Origin of the sequence: Bradyrhizobium sp. BWA-3-5, assembly GCF_032917985.1 — a bacterium.
GTDB lineage: Bacteria > Pseudomonadota > Alphaproteobacteria > Rhizobiales > Xanthobacteraceae > Bradyrhizobium.
In genome coordinates this window covers 3875169-3892509 of the sequence record NZ_CP136626.1, presented here as the reverse complement: position 1 = coordinate 3892509, position 17341 = coordinate 3875169, and the positions used below count along the sequence as shown (strand labels likewise).

At 65.5% G+C, this 17341-nt stretch carries 11 protein-coding genes; 4 read left to right on the top strand and 7 right to left on the bottom strand.

Annotation, left to right across the window (positions count from 1 at the left end):
• Positions 1–40 precede the first annotated feature (40 nt).
• Together RX331_RS18800 and RX331_RS18795 are read left to right on the top strand one after the other, a co-directional pair.
• On the top strand, positions 41–1546 hold the full coding sequence (locus RX331_RS18800) for an AMP-binding protein (RefSeq protein WP_317257929.1): 1506 nt from the start codon (positions 41–43) through the stop codon (positions 1544–1546).
• 92 nt (positions 1547–1638) lie between these two features.
• Positions 1639–2883, top strand: a complete 1245-nt coding sequence (locus RX331_RS18795; protein ID WP_317257928.1) for a GGDEF domain-containing protein — start codon at positions 1639–1641, stop codon at positions 2881–2883.
• Positions 2884–3028: 145 nt separating this feature from the next.
• Here the strand turns inward: RX331_RS18795 and mfd are convergent, their stop codons facing one another.
• Together mfd and RX331_RS18785 are read right to left on the bottom strand one after the other, a co-directional pair.
• Positions 3029–6547: a transcription-repair coupling factor gene (mfd, locus tag RX331_RS18790; protein WP_317257927.1), complete on the bottom strand. Its 3519-nt coding sequence runs from the start codon at positions 6545–6547 to the stop codon at positions 3029–3031.
• On the bottom strand, positions 6544–6834 hold the full coding sequence (locus RX331_RS18785) for a succinate dehydrogenase assembly factor 2 (RefSeq protein WP_317257926.1): 291 nt from the start codon (positions 6832–6834) through the stop codon (positions 6544–6546). The genes mfd and RX331_RS18785 overlap by 4 nt, the downstream gene beginning before the upstream one ends.
• 159 nt (positions 6835–6993) lie before the next feature.
• On the opposite strand from RX331_RS18785, the gene recG reads away from it, so the two are divergent.
• Positions 6994–9102 (top strand): ATP-dependent DNA helicase RecG, encoded by a 2109-nt coding sequence (recG, locus tag RX331_RS18780; protein ID WP_317257925.1) that lies wholly within the window; start codon positions 6994–6996, stop codon positions 9100–9102.
• Here recG and RX331_RS18775 read toward each other — a convergent pair.
• From RX331_RS18775 to glmU, 5 genes are all read right to left on the bottom strand, one after another.
• The gene (locus RX331_RS18775) at positions 9054–10040 is read right to left on the bottom strand and encodes a dihydrodipicolinate synthase family protein (protein ID WP_317257924.1); all 987 of its coding nucleotides are present in this window, start codon (positions 10038–10040) and stop codon (positions 9054–9056) included. The two genes, recG and RX331_RS18775, sit on opposite strands and share 49 nt — an antisense overlap.
• 117 nt (positions 10041–10157) lie before the next feature.
• Entirely contained in the window at positions 10158–10946 is a 789-nt protein-coding gene (locus tag RX331_RS18770) for a DUF502 domain-containing protein (RefSeq protein WP_317257923.1), read from the bottom strand.
• Between the two features lie 90 nt (positions 10947–11036).
• On the bottom strand, positions 11037–12863 hold the full coding sequence (gene glmS / locus RX331_RS18765) for a glutamine--fructose-6-phosphate transaminase (isomerizing) (RefSeq protein ID WP_317257922.1): 1827 nt from the start codon (positions 12861–12863) through the stop codon (positions 11037–11039).
• Positions 12864–13148: 285 nt separating this feature from the next.
• Positions 13149–13706 carry a hypothetical protein gene (locus RX331_RS18760; protein ID WP_317257921.1) on the bottom strand — a complete coding sequence of 186 codons (558 nt, stop codon included), beginning with the start codon at positions 13704–13706 and terminating at the stop codon, positions 13149–13151.
• A gap of 629 nt (positions 13707–14335) precedes the next feature.
• Positions 14336–15694, bottom strand: coding sequence for a bifunctional UDP-N-acetylglucosamine diphosphorylase/glucosamine-1-phosphate N-acetyltransferase GlmU (gene glmU, locus RX331_RS18755; RefSeq protein WP_317257920.1), 1359 nt, complete (start codon positions 15692–15694; stop codon positions 14336–14338).
• A gap of 172 nt (positions 15695–15866) precedes the next feature.
• On the opposite strand from glmU, the gene RX331_RS18750 reads away from it, so the two are divergent.
• On the top strand, positions 15867–17264 hold the full coding sequence (locus RX331_RS18750; protein ID WP_317257919.1) for a hypothetical protein: 1398 nt from the start codon (positions 15867–15869) through the stop codon (positions 17262–17264).
• The last annotated feature ends 77 nt before the right edge of the window (positions 17265–17341 follow it).

Below are 17341 nucleotides of genomic sequence, written 5' to 3'. Positions count from 1 at the left end.
TCACCACGTGGTGCAACCCTCATAGAGCCGACGTAACGCCGTGACCCAGCCCACCGCTTCGCCAACCCTCGATACGCTGTTCAAACGCAACCTGGCGCGCCAGCCGGACGCGATGGCGCTGATCGATCCGCCCAACAAGATGCGCGTGACCGGCCAGCCGCCGAAGCGCCTGACCTTCGCGCAGGCCGACCGCATGATCTCGTCGCTCGCGGCGCATTTCGTCGAATCGGGCTTGCCGTCCAATTCGGTGATCGCCGTCCAGCTGCCGAACACCATCGAATTCGCGATCACGGTGCTTGCCGCCTTCCGCGCCGGCCTTGTCGTCGCCGTGCTGCCGCTGCTCTGGCGGCAGTCGGAACTGACCATGGCGCTCAACCGCACCGCGGCGCGGGCGATCGTGACCACCGGCAAGGTCGACGGCGTGAGTTATTCGGATCTCGCCATGAACGCCGCCGCCGAGGCGTTCTCGATCCGTCACGTCTGCGGCTTCGGCAGCGACCTGCCCGAAGGCATGGCCTCGCTCGACAATGCGATCTTCCGGGAATCCCCGACCGCGCGCGCCGTGATCCAGGACGGCCGCAAGCCGGCGCTGATTTCCTTTGACGTCACCGCGGACGGCTTCCGGCCGGTGCCGCGCGCCCATCTCGGCCTGATTGCCGGCGGCCTTGCCATCTCGCTCGAAAGCGATGTGCCGCAGGGCGCGACCGTACTGTCGGCCTTCTCGCCGATGTCGTTTGCCGGCCTCGCCTCCTCGCTGGCGCTTTGGCTGCTGTCGGGCGGAACGCTGGTGCTGCACCATCCGTTCGACGACGAGGTGCTCGAACAGCAGGTCAGCGAACAGCGTTGCGACACGCTGATTGCGCCGGCGGGGCTGGCGCTGCGGCTGGACGAAATGGACCTTGCCGCGCGGATGCCGAGCCTGCGCCATGTCATCGGCCTGTGGCGCACGCCGGAGCAGGTCGGCTCCAGCGCGGGCTGGGGGACGAAAAACGCGACGCTGACGGACGTCTATCTGTTTGGCGAGGCCGGCCTGTTCGGCGCACGCCGGATCGCGGAAGACGGCTCGCCGGCCCCGATTAAGCCCGGCCCCCACGGCGCACCACGCGATTTGCCGGGGGCGTCGATCGCGGGCGAAGTCCTGCTGACAACGCGGGGAACGCTGGGATTGCGCGGGCCGATGGTGCCGGTCGCGGCCTATGCGCCGCCTCCGCCGCCGAGCGACTCCATGATCGCGGCGCCGCCGCGCGACTATGTCGATACGGATTATGCGGCGCGGCTCGACCGCGTGACCGGCGCGATCAACATCACCGCGCCGCCATCCGGCGTGATGGCCGTCGGCGGCTACCGCTTCCTCGCCCAGGACCTGCAGGAATGGGCGCGCCGGCTCGGCCAGGGGGCGCTCTTGACCGCGCTGCCCGACCGCCTGAGCGGCCACCGCCTCGCCGGCCGTGCGCTCGACAACGCCCGCGCTCGCGATGCGCTGACAGAGCTAGGCCTTAACCCCTTGATGGTGGAAGCCTTTCGCGATCGGAGCAGCGCTGCCTGAGCACCTTTTGATGGTCCTCCGTTGACGGCGCATTAAGCGCCGCAAATTAGGATCGGGCGGTCGCAAGTCCGCGCCTGATCCGAGTTTCCAAGATGTCCCAGCAAGGCCCGATCCTCGTCGTGTCGACCGCGAGACGGCCGCCTTTTGCCGCCGCGCTCGATGCCGCGAAGCTGTTTCCGGTGATCGAAACCGAATGGACGGATTCCGCGCGGGCCGTCGAACAGGTGCAGCCCGCTGCCGTGCTAGCCGCCCCCTCTGCCACCAACGAAGCCGAACTGGCTGAGCTGGCAGCGCGGGTCGCAGCGCGCCAGCCTTATCTGCCCCTGGTCGCAGTCGACCCGCCGGCCGCCATTCCGGACAATGTCATTCCGTTCTTTCAGAGCCAGGACGCGCAAGCCCAACAAGGCGGGATCGACCGCCTGGTGGGCCGCCTGCGCGCCGCGCTGCGCATACGGTCGTTGCATGCGACTGTGATGCGCCGCCTCGTCCCGGCGGCACCGATGACGCTGTCGCAGATCGACCCGGCGCGCGACGCCACCTTGCTGCTGGTGGGCCGCGGCGGCGCCTATCCCGCGCTTTCGGTTGCGCTTGGCGAGCGCATCGGCGTGGTCGGCGCGCTCTCGATCGAAGCAGCGGCCAAACATCTCAACGCCCGCGACATCGACGGCATTGTACTCGGCGAAGGCTTCAGCCTTCGCGTGATCGATGCCTTCCTGACCGTGCTGACGGAGGACGCCCGCTTCCGCAACCTTCCGGTCGTGGTGACGGTGGGTGACCTTGCGCCAACCTACGATCTGCCGAACCTCGAAATGATCTCCGGCGACGCCTCCAACGTGGTGGCAACGGCGCTGCCGCTGGTCCGCCAGCACGCCTTCGAGGCGCATCTCGCCCGTACATTGAAGGCCATCGACGCCAATGGCCTGATCGACGCACGGACCGGACTGCTCACGGTGGAGGCCTTCGAGCGCGACTTCGCCAGCGCCGTCTACCAGACCCAGCAACGCGGCGGCGGATTGTCAGTCGCCCGCTTTGCGTTCGATCCCGACCATCCCCGCGCGCAATTCGACGGGGCGCGGATCATCAGCCGCCTGATGCGGCGGATGGATTTTGGCGCCGCCCAGGAAGACGGCTCCGTGGTCGTGGTGTTCACTGAGGCCGACCTGAAGACGGCCCATACCATCGCGCGGCGCCTATCGAGCGTGATGCGCCATACCAGCCACGGCAGGCGCGATACGCCCTCGGACCCAACGGTATCGGTCGCAACGCTGCTGCCGAACGATTCCGCAAAATCGCTGCGGTCGCGGCTGCAGGAGGATGGACGCCGGGTGGCGTCGTAGCCCTATCTCTGGCGGCACCGTTCCCCGGACGCTGCGCAGCGCGTCAGCGGTGACTGCTGATCCGGGGTCCATCCGCAGCCGAAAGTGAGTCCCGGCTCTGCGGCGCAGCGCTTCGCGCCGCACCGCGTCCGGGACACAAGACCAACTACGCCGCCTTCTTGCTTTCCGCGAGGTTGGCGAGCTGGCGCATGATCTCGGTCGTGCCCATCAGCCGCTCCTCCGGCGTCTTCCAGGTCTGCAGGAACACCACCTTCATGTCGGGCCGTACCTTGGCGGCCTGGCCGTGCTGGCGGATGAAGGCGACGAGGCGGTCCGGCTGGGCGAAGCTGTTGTCGCGGAAGGTGATCACCGCGCCCTTCGGCCCGGCGTCGATCTTCTCGACATTGGCCCTGCGGCAATAGGCCTTGATCGCCGCGACCTTGAAGAGATAGCGGACCTCGTCCGGCAGCACGCCGAAGCGGTCGCGCATCTCGGCGGCGAAATTGTCGATCTCCTCGTCGGTTTCGAGATCGGCGAGCCGGCGATACAGCGACAGCCGCACCGCGAGGTCGTTGACGTAATCCTCGGGGATCAGGACTGGCATGCCGATGGTGATCTGCGGCGACCAGCGATCGGCGGCGGGCTCGACCACGCCGGCCTTGAGGTTGAGGATCGCCTCCTCCAGCATCGATTGATAGAGCTCGAAGCCGACTTCCTTGATGTGCCCAGACTGCTCCTCGCCGAGCAGATTGCCGGCGCCGCGGATATCGAGGTCGTGCGAGGCGAGCTGGAAGCCGGCGCCGAGCGTTTCCAGCGACTGCAGCACTTTCAGCCGCCGCTCGGCCTGCGCGGTGATCTTCTGCTGCGCCGGCAGCGTGAACAGCGCATAGGCCCGCAGCTTCGAGCGGCCCACCCGTCCGCGCAGCTGATAGAGCTGAGCCAGGCCAAACATATCAGCGCGGTGCACGATCAACGTATTCGCGTTCGGAATGTCGAGACCGGACTCGACGATCGTGGTCGAGAGCAGGACGTCGTATTTGCCGTCGTAGAACGCCGACATGATGTCCTCGATCACGGTCGGCGGCATCTGGCCGTGCGCAACCGCGACCTTCATCTCCGGCACGTTCTTGTCGAGGAAGTCCTTGACGCTGGCGAGGTCCTCGATGCGCGGCACGACATAAAACGCCTGCCCGCCGCGGTAGCGCTCGCGCAGCAGCGCCTCGCGGATCATCAGGGGATCGTGCGGCGCCACGAAGGTGCGTACTGCCAGCCGGTCGACCGGGGGCGAGGCGATGATCGAGAGATCGCGCACGCCGGTCAAAGCCAGTTGAAGGGTGCGCGGAATTGGCGTTGCGCTCAGCGTCAGCACATGGACCTGCGCCCGCAGCTGCTTGAGCCGCTCTTTGTGGCTGACGCCAAAGTGCTGCTCCTCGTCGACGATCAACAGGCCAAGGTCCTTGAACTTGATCGACTTGCCGAGCAGCGCATGGGTGCCGACGACGATATCGACGGAGCCCTCGGTCAGTCCCTTCTTGACCTGGGTCAGCTCCTTGGCCGGGATCAGGCGCGAGGCCTGCGCGACATTGACCGGGAAGCCGCGGAAGCGCTCGGCGAAATTCCGGCTGTGCTGGCGCGCCAGCAACGTGGTCGGCACCACGACAGCGACCTGCCTGCCTTCGAGGGCGACGGCGAACGCCGCACGCAGCGCCACCTCGGTCTTGCCGAAGCCGACGTCGCCGCAGATCAGCCGGTCCATCGGACGGCCGCTTTCGAGATCCTTCAGCGTCGAGGTGATGGCTCCGAGCTGGTCCTCGGTCTCCTCATAGGGGAAGCGGGCGCAGAACTCGTCATAGACATGCGGCTGCACCGGCATTTTCGGCGCTTCGTGCAGATGCCGCTCGGCGGCGATCTTGATCAGTTCACCGGCAATCTCGCGGATGCGGTTCTTCAGCTTGGCCTTGCGGGCCTGCCAGCCGCTGCCGCCGAGACGGTCGAGCTCGACAGTCGTGCCCTCGGAGCCGTAGCGCGACAGCAACTCGATGTTCTCGACGGGTAGAAACAGTTTCGTGTCGGCGGCGTAATGCAGTTCGAGACAGTCATGCGGCGCGCCGCCGACCTCGATCGTCTGCAAGCCGACAAAGCGGCCGATACCGTGCTCGACATGCACGACGAGATCGCCGGTCGCAAGGCTCGTCACTTCCGAGATGAAGTTTTCGAGCTTGCGGCTCGCCTTGCGCGGCCGCACCAGGCGGTCGCCGAGAATGTCCTGCTCGGTGATAACGGCGAATTCGTCGGTTTCGAAACCGCTCTCCATGCCGACGACCGCCAGCATCGCCTCGTTGCGCGGCGTCGCCTGCACCGTGCGCCAAGTGTTGACGCTGGTGACGTTGGCAAGCTTGTGGTCCCTGAGCATGCTCGCCATGCGGTCGCGCGAGCCCTCGCTCCACAGCGTAACCACCACCTTCTTGCGCTGCGCCTGCAGCGCCAGCACATGCGCCACCACGGCCTCGAACACGTTGACGGATGTGTCAGCGCGCTCCGGCGTGAAGTTGCGGCCCTGCCTTGCCCCGGCGTCGAAGACGTCGGCCGCGCCATCGGGCACCGCGAACGGCGTCATTCGCGCCACGGCGGCTTCGCTCAGGCGCGTCGTCCACTCCGTTTCCGCCAGATAGAGACGATCCGGCGGCAGCGGCTTGTAGATCGCACCCGACCCCGGATGTTCCAGTGCCTCGCGCCTCGCCTCGTAGTAGTCCGCGATCTGCTTGAAGCGTTCGCGCGCGGCGTCTTCGCTCTGCGGCTCGATCGCAATAGGGGCGCCGTCGAGATAGTCGAACAGCGTATCCATCCGCTCCTGGAACAACGGCAGCCAGTGCTCCATGCCGGGATGGCGGCGGCCCTCGCTGACGGCCTCATAGAGCGGATCGTCGCGCTGCGGGGCGCCGAAGGTCGCGACATAGCCCATGCGGAAACGGCGAATGGTTTCGCTGACAAGCTGGAATTCCGAGATCGGCACCAGATCGAGCGCGCGCATGTCGAGCAGCGTGCGCTGGGTTTCCGCATCGAAGGTGCGGATCGATTCCAGGCTATCGCCGAAAAAGTCGAAGCGTACCGGCTGCTCCAGCCCGGCCGGAAACAGGTCGAGGATGCCGCCGCGCACGGCATATTCGCCGGGCTCGCGCACCGTGGAGGAGCGGTTGTAGCCATTGTGCTCCAGCCAGGCGACGATCGAGTCCATCGGCACGACATGGCCGGGCGCCACCGACAGCGCCTGCGCCGCCACCACCTCGCGCGCCGGCACGCGCTGCACGATCGCGTTCACGGTCGTCAACACGATCAGCGGCTTGTCGCTGCCCTGCAGGCGCGACAGCCGCGCCAGCGTGGTCAGGCGCTGCGCCAGGATGCCGCCATGCGGCGACACCCGGTCATAGGGCTGGCAATCCCAGGCCGGAAACTGCATCACCGGCAGATCGGGCGCGAAGAACTCCAGCGCCCGCGCGAGCTGTTGCATCCGCGGGCCATCGCGGCAGACCACAGCAAGGCTCACGGCCGGCGGTTTCGGCTTCGCCGCCACCGCGCGCGCAAGGTCCGAAATAACGAGGCCTTCGGCGCCCTCTGCGACATTGGCGAAAGTCAGCGCGCGACCGGGGGCCAACAGCGCCGCAGGTGATTTGACTGGCGCCTTCATGCGTCGTGGTCCACGGCGCGGAACGCCTTGATGCGCTCGAACAACCGGCCGGTGTATTCCGGCGGCAGCGGCTGGTCGCCGATCAGCGCGGCATAGAGATCGGGATCGGGCACCTCGATCAGGCGTTCGAGCTCGGCTAGCTCATCGTCGCGCATCGCCGCGATCTCGGCATCCGCAAAGCGGCCGAGGATGAGGTCCATCTCGCGGGTGCCACGGTGCCAGCAACGGAACAAAAGCCGCTTGCGGCGGTCGTCTAGGCCGCCGCTCGATCGTGTCGTACCCGTCATTGTCCCATTCCGTTCGAAACGCCAAAAGCCCGGACGTGCCGGGCGGGGTTGATATAGCGGTCTGGATCGGCAATGTCAGCCCTCGCTAAGCGGTGAATTATCACCCATGCCGTCATTGCCGGGCTTGACCCGGCAATCCATCATCTTGAAGAGGGATGGATGCGCCCCACCCTGCTCAATCCCCTGTTTGCACCGGTCACCAGCCTTCCCGGCGTCGGGCCGAAGCAGGATAAGCTGCTGCGCTATCTGCTCTCGCGCGATGATACGCCGCGGCTCGTCGATCTGCTGCTGCATTTGCCGGCGAGCGTGATCGACCGCCGCGCGCGGCCGAAGATCCGCGAGGCAACGCAGGGAACCGTGGTGACGCTGGAGGTCACAATCGACCGCCACCGGCCGCCCCCGCCGCGCAATTCCCGCGCACCCTACCTCGTCTATGCCTCTGACGACACCGGCGATGTCGTGCTTACGTTCTTTCGCGCCAAGCCAGGCTACGTCGAGAAATTGCTGCCGGTCGGCGAGAGGCGCTTCGTCTCGGGCACGCTGCAAATGTATGACGGCATGCCGCAGATCGTGCATCCCGACCGCGTCGTGGACGAGGCGGCGTTTTCGAAACTGTCCGGCATCGATCCGGTCTATCCGCTGACCGAAGGCCTCGCGCTCGGCTCGCTCCGCCGCGCGATCGCGCAGTCGCTGCAGAAGCTGCCGGACCTGCCCGAATGGATCAGTCCGGAAGTGATGCGACGCTGCAGCTTTCCGCCGATCCGGGAAGCCTTGAACCGCGTGCATGTGCCGGTCGAACTCACGGACATTCTGCCCGATGGCCCGTTCTGGTCGCGCCTGGCGTTCGATGAATTGCTGGCCGGTCAGCTGGCGCTGGCGCTCGTGCGCGCGCAACTGCGCCGCCCGGCCGGCGACCGCAACGCCGGCGACGGCCATCTCCGCCACAAGATCATCGACGCGCTGCCTTACGCGCTGACGTCCTCGCAGCGCGAAGCGGTCGCCGCCATCACCGAGGACCTTCGCCAGCCGGTGCGGATGCTGCGGCTGCTGCAGGGCGATGTCGGCTCCGGCAAGACGGTGGTGGCGCTGCTCGCCGCCGCTGCCGTCACCGAGGTAGGCAAGCAGGCCGCGCTGATGGCGCCGACCGAAATCCTCGCGCGCCAGCATATCAAGACCATCGCCCCGCTGGCCGAACGTGCCGGCCTTCGCGTCGCGATCCTGACCGGACGCGAGAAGGGCAAGGAGCGCCGCGAGATTCTGGCCCAGCTCGGGGCCGGCGAGATCGATTTTCTGGTCGGCACCCACGCCCTGATCCAGGACGACGTGATCTTCAAGTCGCTGGCGTTGGCCGTAGTCGACGAACAGCATCGCTTCGGCGTGCGCGAGCGGCTGGCGCTGACCAACAAGGGCGACGCGGTCGATGTGCTGGTGCTGAGCGCGACGCCGATCCCGCGGACGCTGGTGCTGACCTACTTCGGCGACATGGATGTCTCGGAGCTGCGCGAGAAGCCGGCCGGCCGCCAGCCGATCGAGACCCGCGCGGTTCCCGCCAGCCGGCTCGATGAAGTGGTCGATGCAGTCGGCCGCGCGCTCAAGGCCGGCAAGCTGGTGTACTGGATCTGTCCGCTGGTGGAGGAATCGGAGGCCGAGGGCACCGAGCATCTCACCAACGCGACGGAGCGGTTCGACAAGCTGCAGCAGCGTTTTGGCAACAAGGTCGGCCTCGTCCACGGCCAGATGAAGGGCACGGACAAGGACCGCGTGATGGCGCAGTTCGCCACGCACGAGATCGGTCTATTGGTGGCGACCACGGTGGTCGAGGTCGGCGTCGACGTTCCGGCGGCGACCATCATGGTGATCGAGAACGCCGAGCGTTTTGGGCTCGCGCAGCTTCACCAGCTCCGCGGCCGGATCGGGCGCGGATCGGAGGCCTCGACCTGCTTGCTGCTCTACAAGGAGCCGCTCGGCGAGATGTCGAAGGCGCGGCTCAAGGTGATCCGCGAGACCACCGACGGCTTTCGGATCGCCGAGGAGGACCTCAAGCTCCGTGGCGAAGGCGACGTGCTCGGCATCCGCCAGAGCGGCTTGCCCGGCTACCGCATCGCCCGCTCCGACGTCCACGCGCAGCTGATCACGCAGGCGCGCGACGAGGCGCTGCGGATCATGAAGGACAACCCAAAACTCAAGGGCGAGCGCAGTGAGGCGCTGCGCTGCCTGCTTTACCTGTATGAGCGCGATGAGGCCGTGCCGCTGATCGGCGCGGGATAGACCCTCGCTTCAAGCTTGGCAATGCGGCGACGGTAGTGCTCGGTGCCCGCGACGATCTTGTCGAGCAGCGCGTCCAGTGCCCAGAATTTCTCGTGGATGTCGAAAGTGACGGCGCGGCTGTCGGTGCAAGCGAAAGTGCCGAGACGCTGGTGGTAGAATTTTGCCAGTTTCGGATAGCCCATCGGCTCGGCCATCGCCGACAGCGCAAGATGGACCGAGAGCTCGTCCGCCAGATCAGGATGGCTGGCGTGCTCGGTCATCAGCCACTTGTAGAGATCGGGGTGGAAGTTCGTGAACACGCCGGTGAAGCCGCGCGATCCCGACTTCATCGCATCGAAGGCAATCGCCGCATTGGCATTGACGATCGCGAGGGGCGTTCCCTTCGTCAGCGCCACCCGACGTTTAACCGTTTCGAGGTCGCAGGAGACGTCCTTGAGGATGACGAAGCGGCCGCTCGTGGCGCAGAATTTCAGCTCGTCGTCGGTGAGCAGACGGCGATACGGCGCCGGGCATTCGTAGAGACCGAGTGGGATTTCTCTTGGCAGCCGGTCGAGCAGCCAGGTCAGATCGTCGATGAACTTAGCTCCGCCTTCCCGCTTGGCATCGAGCCGGTTGGTGACCAGCACCATGCCGTCGACGCCGGTCGCGGCAATCGCAGTCAATTCGGCGAGCTGATCGTCAAGGCTTTCGCTGATGTGACCGGAGGCGATGACGGGCACCCGGCCTGCGGCGGCTCGTCTGACGAAGGCGGCCAGCGCGACACGCTCGTCAAGACTGAGGAACTGCATCTCGCTGGACTGGCAGACCGCAAATAACGCGTCCGAGCCGTTGTCGATGTACCATTCCACGAGACGGCCGAGGCCGGGATAGTCGATCGCGCCGCTCGCGGTGAACGGCGTGATCATCACGGGAATGATGCCTTCGATTTTTTTGGTCATTGATCGGCCTGTTCATCCGTCATTGCGAGCGCAGCGAAGCAATCCATGCCACGGCATAACGGAGAGGTGGATTGCTTCGCTACGCTCGCAATGACGATGGAGGAACGTTGCACGCCCCTATTCCACCTTCACCTTTGCGGGAGCCGGCTTCAGCCCGGCGGCGGTATTGGCGACGCGCGCGGCGTTCGCCATGCCGGCGAGTGCGGCGTTGCGCTTCTGCGGGTCGGAGCCGGGCTGCACCACGCCGGCGGACATGATCAGCGTCGCGGCGTCCTCGGTGGTCATGTCGACTTCGATGATCTTGCTTCTGGGCACGTAGAAGAAGAAACCCGTGGTCGGGTTCGGCGCGCAGGGCAGGAACACCGAGATATGCTCCTCCTCGCCGGGTAATTGGCTGGCGACATTGGCGCTCGGCGCCTGCGAGATCAGCACGATCGACCACATGCCGGGCGAAGGGAATTCGACCAGACCGACGCGTCGGAAGCTCGACCCCTTGCCCGAGAACAGCGTCTCGAACACCTGCTTGAGGCCGCGATAGATCGCGCGCACGACCGGCATGCGGCCGAGCAACCGCTCGCCGAGGTCGACCAGCGTCCGCCCGATCAAATTGGCGGTGAGGAAGCCGAGCAGCGTCAGCGCGACCACGGCGACGATCAGCCCAGAGCCCGGCAGGCCGAACGGCAGGTAGGTTTCGGGCCGGTAGACCGTCGGCACGAACGGACGGACGATGCTGTCCACCCAGTTCACGAACCACCAGGTCAGGTAGAGGGTGATCGCGACCGGCCCTGCGACAATCAGTCCGGTCAGAAAATAGTTCCGGAAACGGGCCATCAGCCCGGGCGGGTGCCCCTCCTCCGGCAAGGGGGCGTCCGGAGGCGCATTCGGGGGCAGTTCTTCGCGGTTCATCGTGGTTCCAGGTCGGAGCAGCGGCTTGTCTGAGCTAAGCCATCCTAGCAGCTTTTTGAAGAGCCGGCGTGACAGCCAATTGCCACTTGACTATTCGACCGTTACCGATTTCGCGAGATTTCGCGGCTGGTCGACGTCGGTGCCCATCACCACGGCGGTATGATAGGCCAGCAGCTGCACCGGGACGGCATAGACCATCGGGCTGAACGTCGCCGCCATGTCCGGCAGCACGATGGTGACCAGGCTGTCGACGGTGGCTTCCGCCGCGCCCTTGGCGTCGGTCATCAGGATGATGTTGCCGCCGCGCGCCGCGACTTCCTGCATGTTGGAAACGGTCTTCTCGAACACGCGATCGTGGGGCGCGATCACCACGACGGGCATGTTCTCGTCGATCAGCGCGATCGGTCCATGCTTGAGCTCGCCGGCGGCATAGCCCTCGGCGTGAATGTAGGAGATTTCCTTCAGTTTCAGCGCGCCCTCCAGCGCCAGCGGATAGCTGGTGCCGCGGCCGAGATAGAGCACGTCCTTGGATTTCGACAGCTCGCGCGCCAGCTTCTCGATTTGCGGCTCGATGGTCAGCGCCGCCGTCATCAGGCGCGGGATCTCGACGAGACCATGCACGAGCTTGGCCTCGTCCTCATCAGACAATTCGCCGCGCGCCTTGCCGGCCGCGACTGCGAGCGAGGCCAGCACCATCAACTGGCACGTGAAGGCCTTGGTCGAGGCGACGCCGATCTCGGGACCGGCGAGTGTCTGCAGCACGGTTTCGCTTTCGCGCGCGATCGTCGAGGTCGGCACGTTCACGACAGAAAGGGTGTGAGCGCCCTCGGCCTTGGCGTAGCGCAGCGCGGCCAGCGTGTCGGCGGTCTCGCCCGACTGCGAAATGAAGATCGCAAGATCGCCCTTGCGGAGCGGCGCCTCGCGGTAGCGGAATTCGGAGGCGATATCGATTTCGACCGGCAGGCGCGCCAGCCGCTCGAACCAGTATTTGGCGACGTAGCCGGCAAGGTTCGCAGTGCCGCAGGCCGTGATCGAAATGCGCTGGATGTCCTTGAAGTCGAACGGCAGCTTGATCGGCAGCGTCACCCGCTCGCTCGCCATGTCGACATAGCGCGCCAGCGTATGCCCGACCACTTCGGGCTGCTCGTGGATCTCCTTGGCCATGAAGTGGCGGTAGTTCGCCTTGTCGACCAGCGAGGTCGCGGCGCTGTGCTTGACCGCCTCGCGCTGCACGATCGCGTTGTTCTTGTCGTAGATCGTGGCGCCCTTGCGCGTCAGCACCACCCAGTCGCCGTCCTCGAGATAGCTGATCGTATCGGTGAACGGCCCGAGCGCGATCGCGTCCGACCCCAGAAACATCTCGCCGTCGCCATGGCCGACTGCGAGCGGCGGGCCGTTGCGGGCGCCGATCAGCAGATCGTCATTGCCGGCGAAGATGAAACCGAGCGCGAACGCGCCGCGCAGCTCCGATAGCGCCGCCCTCACCGCCTCGACCGGCTTGACGCCCTTCTGCAGAAAACTGTCGACGAGGTGGAGCACGATCTCGGTATCGGTTTCGGTCTTGAAGACCGCGCCCTGCTTCTCTAGCGCCTCGCGCAGCTCGCGGAAATTCTCGATGATGCCGTTGTGAACCACGGCGACGCGTTCGGTCGCATGCGGATGGGCGTTGTTCTCGGTCGGCTTGCCGTGGGTGGCCCAGCGGGTGTGGCCGATGCCGGTGTGCCCCTGCAGCGGCTCGGCGTCGAGCCGCTTCTCGAGGTTCTTCAGCTTGCCCTCGGCGCGGCGGCGTTCCAGATGATCGCCTTCGAGCGTGGCAACGCCTGCGGAATCATAGCCGCGATATTCAAGCCGCTTGAGTGAGTCTACCAACAGCTCCGCGACCGGAGCTTTCCCAAGAATGCCGACAATGCCGCACATGCGGTTCAATTTCCCCAAATCGACGATAGCGCGTCGTAACCCGCTAGTCTCTTAACGGTAATGACAGGCCGACCGGTACTCAATAATTGTTGCGTATTGAGACAGTCTCAAGCAGAAAGCTTAACAGGCGGCCCCGTTCCTTCGAGACCCCCGCTCCGCGGGCTTCCCGGGATGAGGGAAGCTGGGCCTTTCCCCGTCATTGCGAGCGCAGCGAAGCAATCCATCAATCCCCGGGCGATGAGGTGGATTGCTTCGCTGCGCTCGCAATGATGGCGGCTTCCTGCGCTAACCCTGGCCGCCGATCGCCAGCAATCGTGACGGAACATACTCGACATCGATGCTGACGCCGTCGCCGTTCAGCGGGTTCGCCGTGTAGACCGCCGATACCGACAGTTCCAGCGGGCTCGCGATCGACAGGATGGCGATAGTGAGCGGGGCCTCGCCGCTCGGGGCCGGCAGCATGTCGGCGATGCGGCAGCAATCGTCCATCGTCGCCGCCAGCGGCGGAAGGATGATGGTCTCGAGCTGGCGCTTGGGAAGCGCAGCAGGATTCGTGACGTCGGGCTCACGCGCCAGCACGACGCCGTGGATCAACGGTTGAACGAATTTCAGAACCGGCGTCTGCACCAGATTGAAATTCTGGATGTTGACCTCCGTCGCATAGAGGCCAGGCCGGGTCCCTGCGACACAGCAACAGTCCCCTCCGGTCTGCCTGCCGCACACGACCTTGACGCTGTAGGTGAAGAGGCCCCGCTCGCCCGCGGCCGCATGCATCTCGCGAAGGTTATCGAGCAGCGGATGGTTTTGGCGGTCAGCGCTCGCGTGGGTTTGGTTCGTAGCCATCTCGACCTCCAAAGGATTTGAGAGATGAGGGCTGCGAGCTTAGGAGGCTGTTCAACCACAGGTGTATGAGTTGGGTTACATTCCGGCGGGGGCTGCATCACGAAATCGGCACTGTGCAGAGAGTCGTCGATCCATGAAAGCATGGCGCACGTTGACTGCATCGTCTATGACCCCGCTATCGGGTGACGGTTATCAACTCCGTTCCAAACAAAATGCAATTGCGTCGTCGTCCACATGACGCGGCGAGCTGCGCGGATAAGCCCACAAGCCCGGATTCCTTTCGGTCATCCGGGCTACGCCTCCTCCGTAATCCGAACGTCTTGAGCGATAATGGTTGTCATCCGAGAGCGACGCTACGACATGCTCAAATTGGCAGGGTCGGTTGATGAGTGAACGATTTTCTTTCAAGGCGCAACTTGAGCCCGAACTCCTTGTTCACAGCGTCCTGAAGGCGATTGAGGACGCTCCAGGCATCTGCGCTGTCAGTCGTCGTCCTGTGAACCATTCCAGCAATTAAAGTATCTGGGGCCGCGCTGTCACCGCAATTCAACATTGCCGTTGAGATTTTCCTAGTCATGCAGAACTAGATTGCTTCTTCGCTATGGCTCCTCGCAATAACGCCGCGGTTATCACCCCTTCTTCCCCTCCTTCCCCCGCAGCTTCATCTCGCGATACCTTGCCGCGCCGCCCTCGCGGTTGCTCTGCGGGCTGCGCTCCACCGCCATCGCATCATCAGGCACGTCCTTGGTGATGACCGAGCCCGAGCCGATATAGGCGCCGTTGCCGATCTTGACCGGTGCGACCAGCGAGGTGTTGGTACCGACGAACGCGCCCTCGCCGATCAGCGTCTTGTGCTTGAAGAAGCCGTCATAGTTGCAGGTGATGGTGCCGGCGCCGAGATTGGCCTTGGCGCCGACATGGGCGTCGCCGACATAGGAGAGATGGTTGATCTTGGCGCCTGCCTCGATCGTCGCCGCCTTGGTCTCGACGAAATTGCCGATCTTCGCGCCGTCGCCAAGCGAGGTGCCCGGTCGCATGCGGGCATAGGGGCCGACGAGCGCGTTTTTGCCGATCGAACTCTGCACGATGTGCGAGAACGAATGGATCACCGCGCCATCGGCAATCGTGACGCCGGGGCCGATCACCACGAACGGCTCGATGGTGACGTCGCTGCCGAATGTGGTGTCGGCGGCAAGATAAACCGTCTCGGGCGCTACCAGCGTCACGCCGGCGTCGAGCGCCGCCTTTCGCAGCCGCGCCTGCATCACGGCTTCGGCCTCGGCCAACTGCGCCTTGTTGTTGATGCCGCGCACTTCATCCTCGCTGGTTTCGATCACGACGGCCTCCAATCCCATTTCCCTGACAATCTCGACGGCATCGACCAGATAATATTCACTCTTGCTGTTGGCATTGCCGATGCGGTCCAAGACTTCAAGCGCGCGGGCACCCGCGAAGGCCATCACGCCGGCGTTGCACAGCGTGACCTTGCGCTCTTCTTCCGTGGCGTCAGCATGCTCGCGGATCGCGACCAGATGGCCGTTCTCGAGCAGCAGCCGGCCATAACCGGTCGGATCGGCGGCGCGGAAGCCGAGAACGGCAAGCGCCGCGCCCTTGGCCAGCGGCGCGCGCAGTCGTTCAAACGTCTCCGCCGAGATCAAGGGGGTGTCGCCGAACGCCACCACTAAGTCCTCGGCGCCACGCGCGATCGCTTCGCGGGCGGCAAGCACGGCATGGGCGGTGCCGAGCCGTTCGGCCTGGACGAAGGTGGCGACATCGGACCGCACGCGCCTCGCCTCCTCGGCGACCGCCTTATGGTCCGGCCCGATCACGACCGCCAGTGCCGAGCCCGGTCCGTGCGGGGCGGCGTTCAGCACGTTTGCCAGCAGCGACCGGCCGGCGACCTCGTGCAGCACTTTCGGCCTGGACGACCGCATGCGCGTGCCCTCGCCGGCCGCAAGAACGACAGTCAGGCTGGATCGAGCAGTCATTGTGGTCCTTGTCTGGTCCAGTGCGAACGGGGGGTGCCGGCCGTCTTAATTGTTTTCCCGTGGAGATCAAACCGAATCACTGCCCCGAAAAGGTCCGGATTCAAGTGGCGGTCGCTTTTCCTGTTAATCTTTGGCCTGTGATTCGGCAGGCCTTGAGGAGGGCCAGGGGCGCTTGGCCAAGAAAACTGACCATCTCGCGGACCTCGAGGCGGACGACGCCAGCGGGGTGCTTGGCGGTTTGCTGGCCGAGGACAACGAGCTCGACCGCCGCACGCTGTGGCGGCTTGCGTCCTGGGGCGTCGGCGCGACCTGCGCGGTGATCCTGGCCGTGATGGCCAACCAGTCCTCGCTCGGAGTGCGGCGCGAACAGGTCGCCGCCGCCGACCTGATGCGGCAGGCGCAGCAGATCCAGACGGTGGCCAAGGAAACCCACAACGAGGCGCGGCGGCTGGCGGCGGCGATCGAGACGCTCAATACCGACCGCGACCGGCTGTACGCCCGCGTCACCGGCCTGGAACATGGGCTGGAATCCGTCACCGGCGCCATCGCCAGGCAGAGTTCCGCGGCCGGCTCGCCGCCGACGGCCCGCGCGGAACCGCAGGCCGCGCAAAGCCCGCATCCGCCGATCGCGCCGGTTGCAACCGCCCCAGCCGCCGACAAATCTGCCGGCGCCGAGCCGGCGACGGTCTCGGCCGTCACAAAGGATGCCGCGAAGACGGTTACGAACAAGGCGGAAGCCGCAAGGCCTGAAACCGCCAAGTCGGACGCATCGGACGCTGCAAAGTCGGACGCTGCAAAGCCGGATGTTGCAAAGCCCGACGCTCCCGGCAAGACGGACATGGTCAAGTCAGACATGGCCAAACCGGACGCCATGAAGTCGGATACTGCCAAGTCGGATACCGGAAAGCCCGGCCCGGCCACGGCGGAGCCGTCAAAACCATCGCCCGCTACGCCGCTGATCGCTTCCCGTTCGATGTTGGCCCCGCCCGATCCGGCGGCCGGCAAGCTGGTCGAGCCAGGCAAGACGCCGGGCGCGGTCATCGCGGGCCCAATCCCCGATGTCGTGGCGCCCGCTTCGGCGTCGGGCGATGCGGAGTTGGACGACGCGCCGAAGATCGTGCTGCAGCGGACCGAATTCGGCGTCGATCTCGGCACCGCCAATTCGGTGAACGGGCTGCGCGCGTTGTGGCGCGGGCTGCTCAAATCAAGATCGAACGCGGCGCTGGCGGCGCTGCGCCCGATCATCGTGATCAAGGAAGCGACCAACGGGCTCGGCATGCAGCTTCGCCTAGTTGCCGGTCCGCTGCACGACGCCGGCGCTGCCGCCAAGATCTGCGCCGTCATGGCCGAGAACAACCGTGCCTGCGAGACCACGATTTTTGACGGCCAGCGGCTGTCGGTGGATGATCCGCCGGTCGCGGCCAAGCCGCCGCCACGGCGACGCGTCACCGCCAAGCGGGCGGCTGCCGCAGTGGCTGCTATCGAGGAGGTTGCAAAAAAACCGGAAGCGCCGCCGCCTGCACCGCAACCGACCTTGTCCTCCATCTTCAACAAGAAGAACCAGCAATAAGCCTTTGCTACCATCACGTTACGCGGCATTTCTGACCTGCATTATCGCAGCGAAGGAGCGCCTGTTGTTGCAGTTGT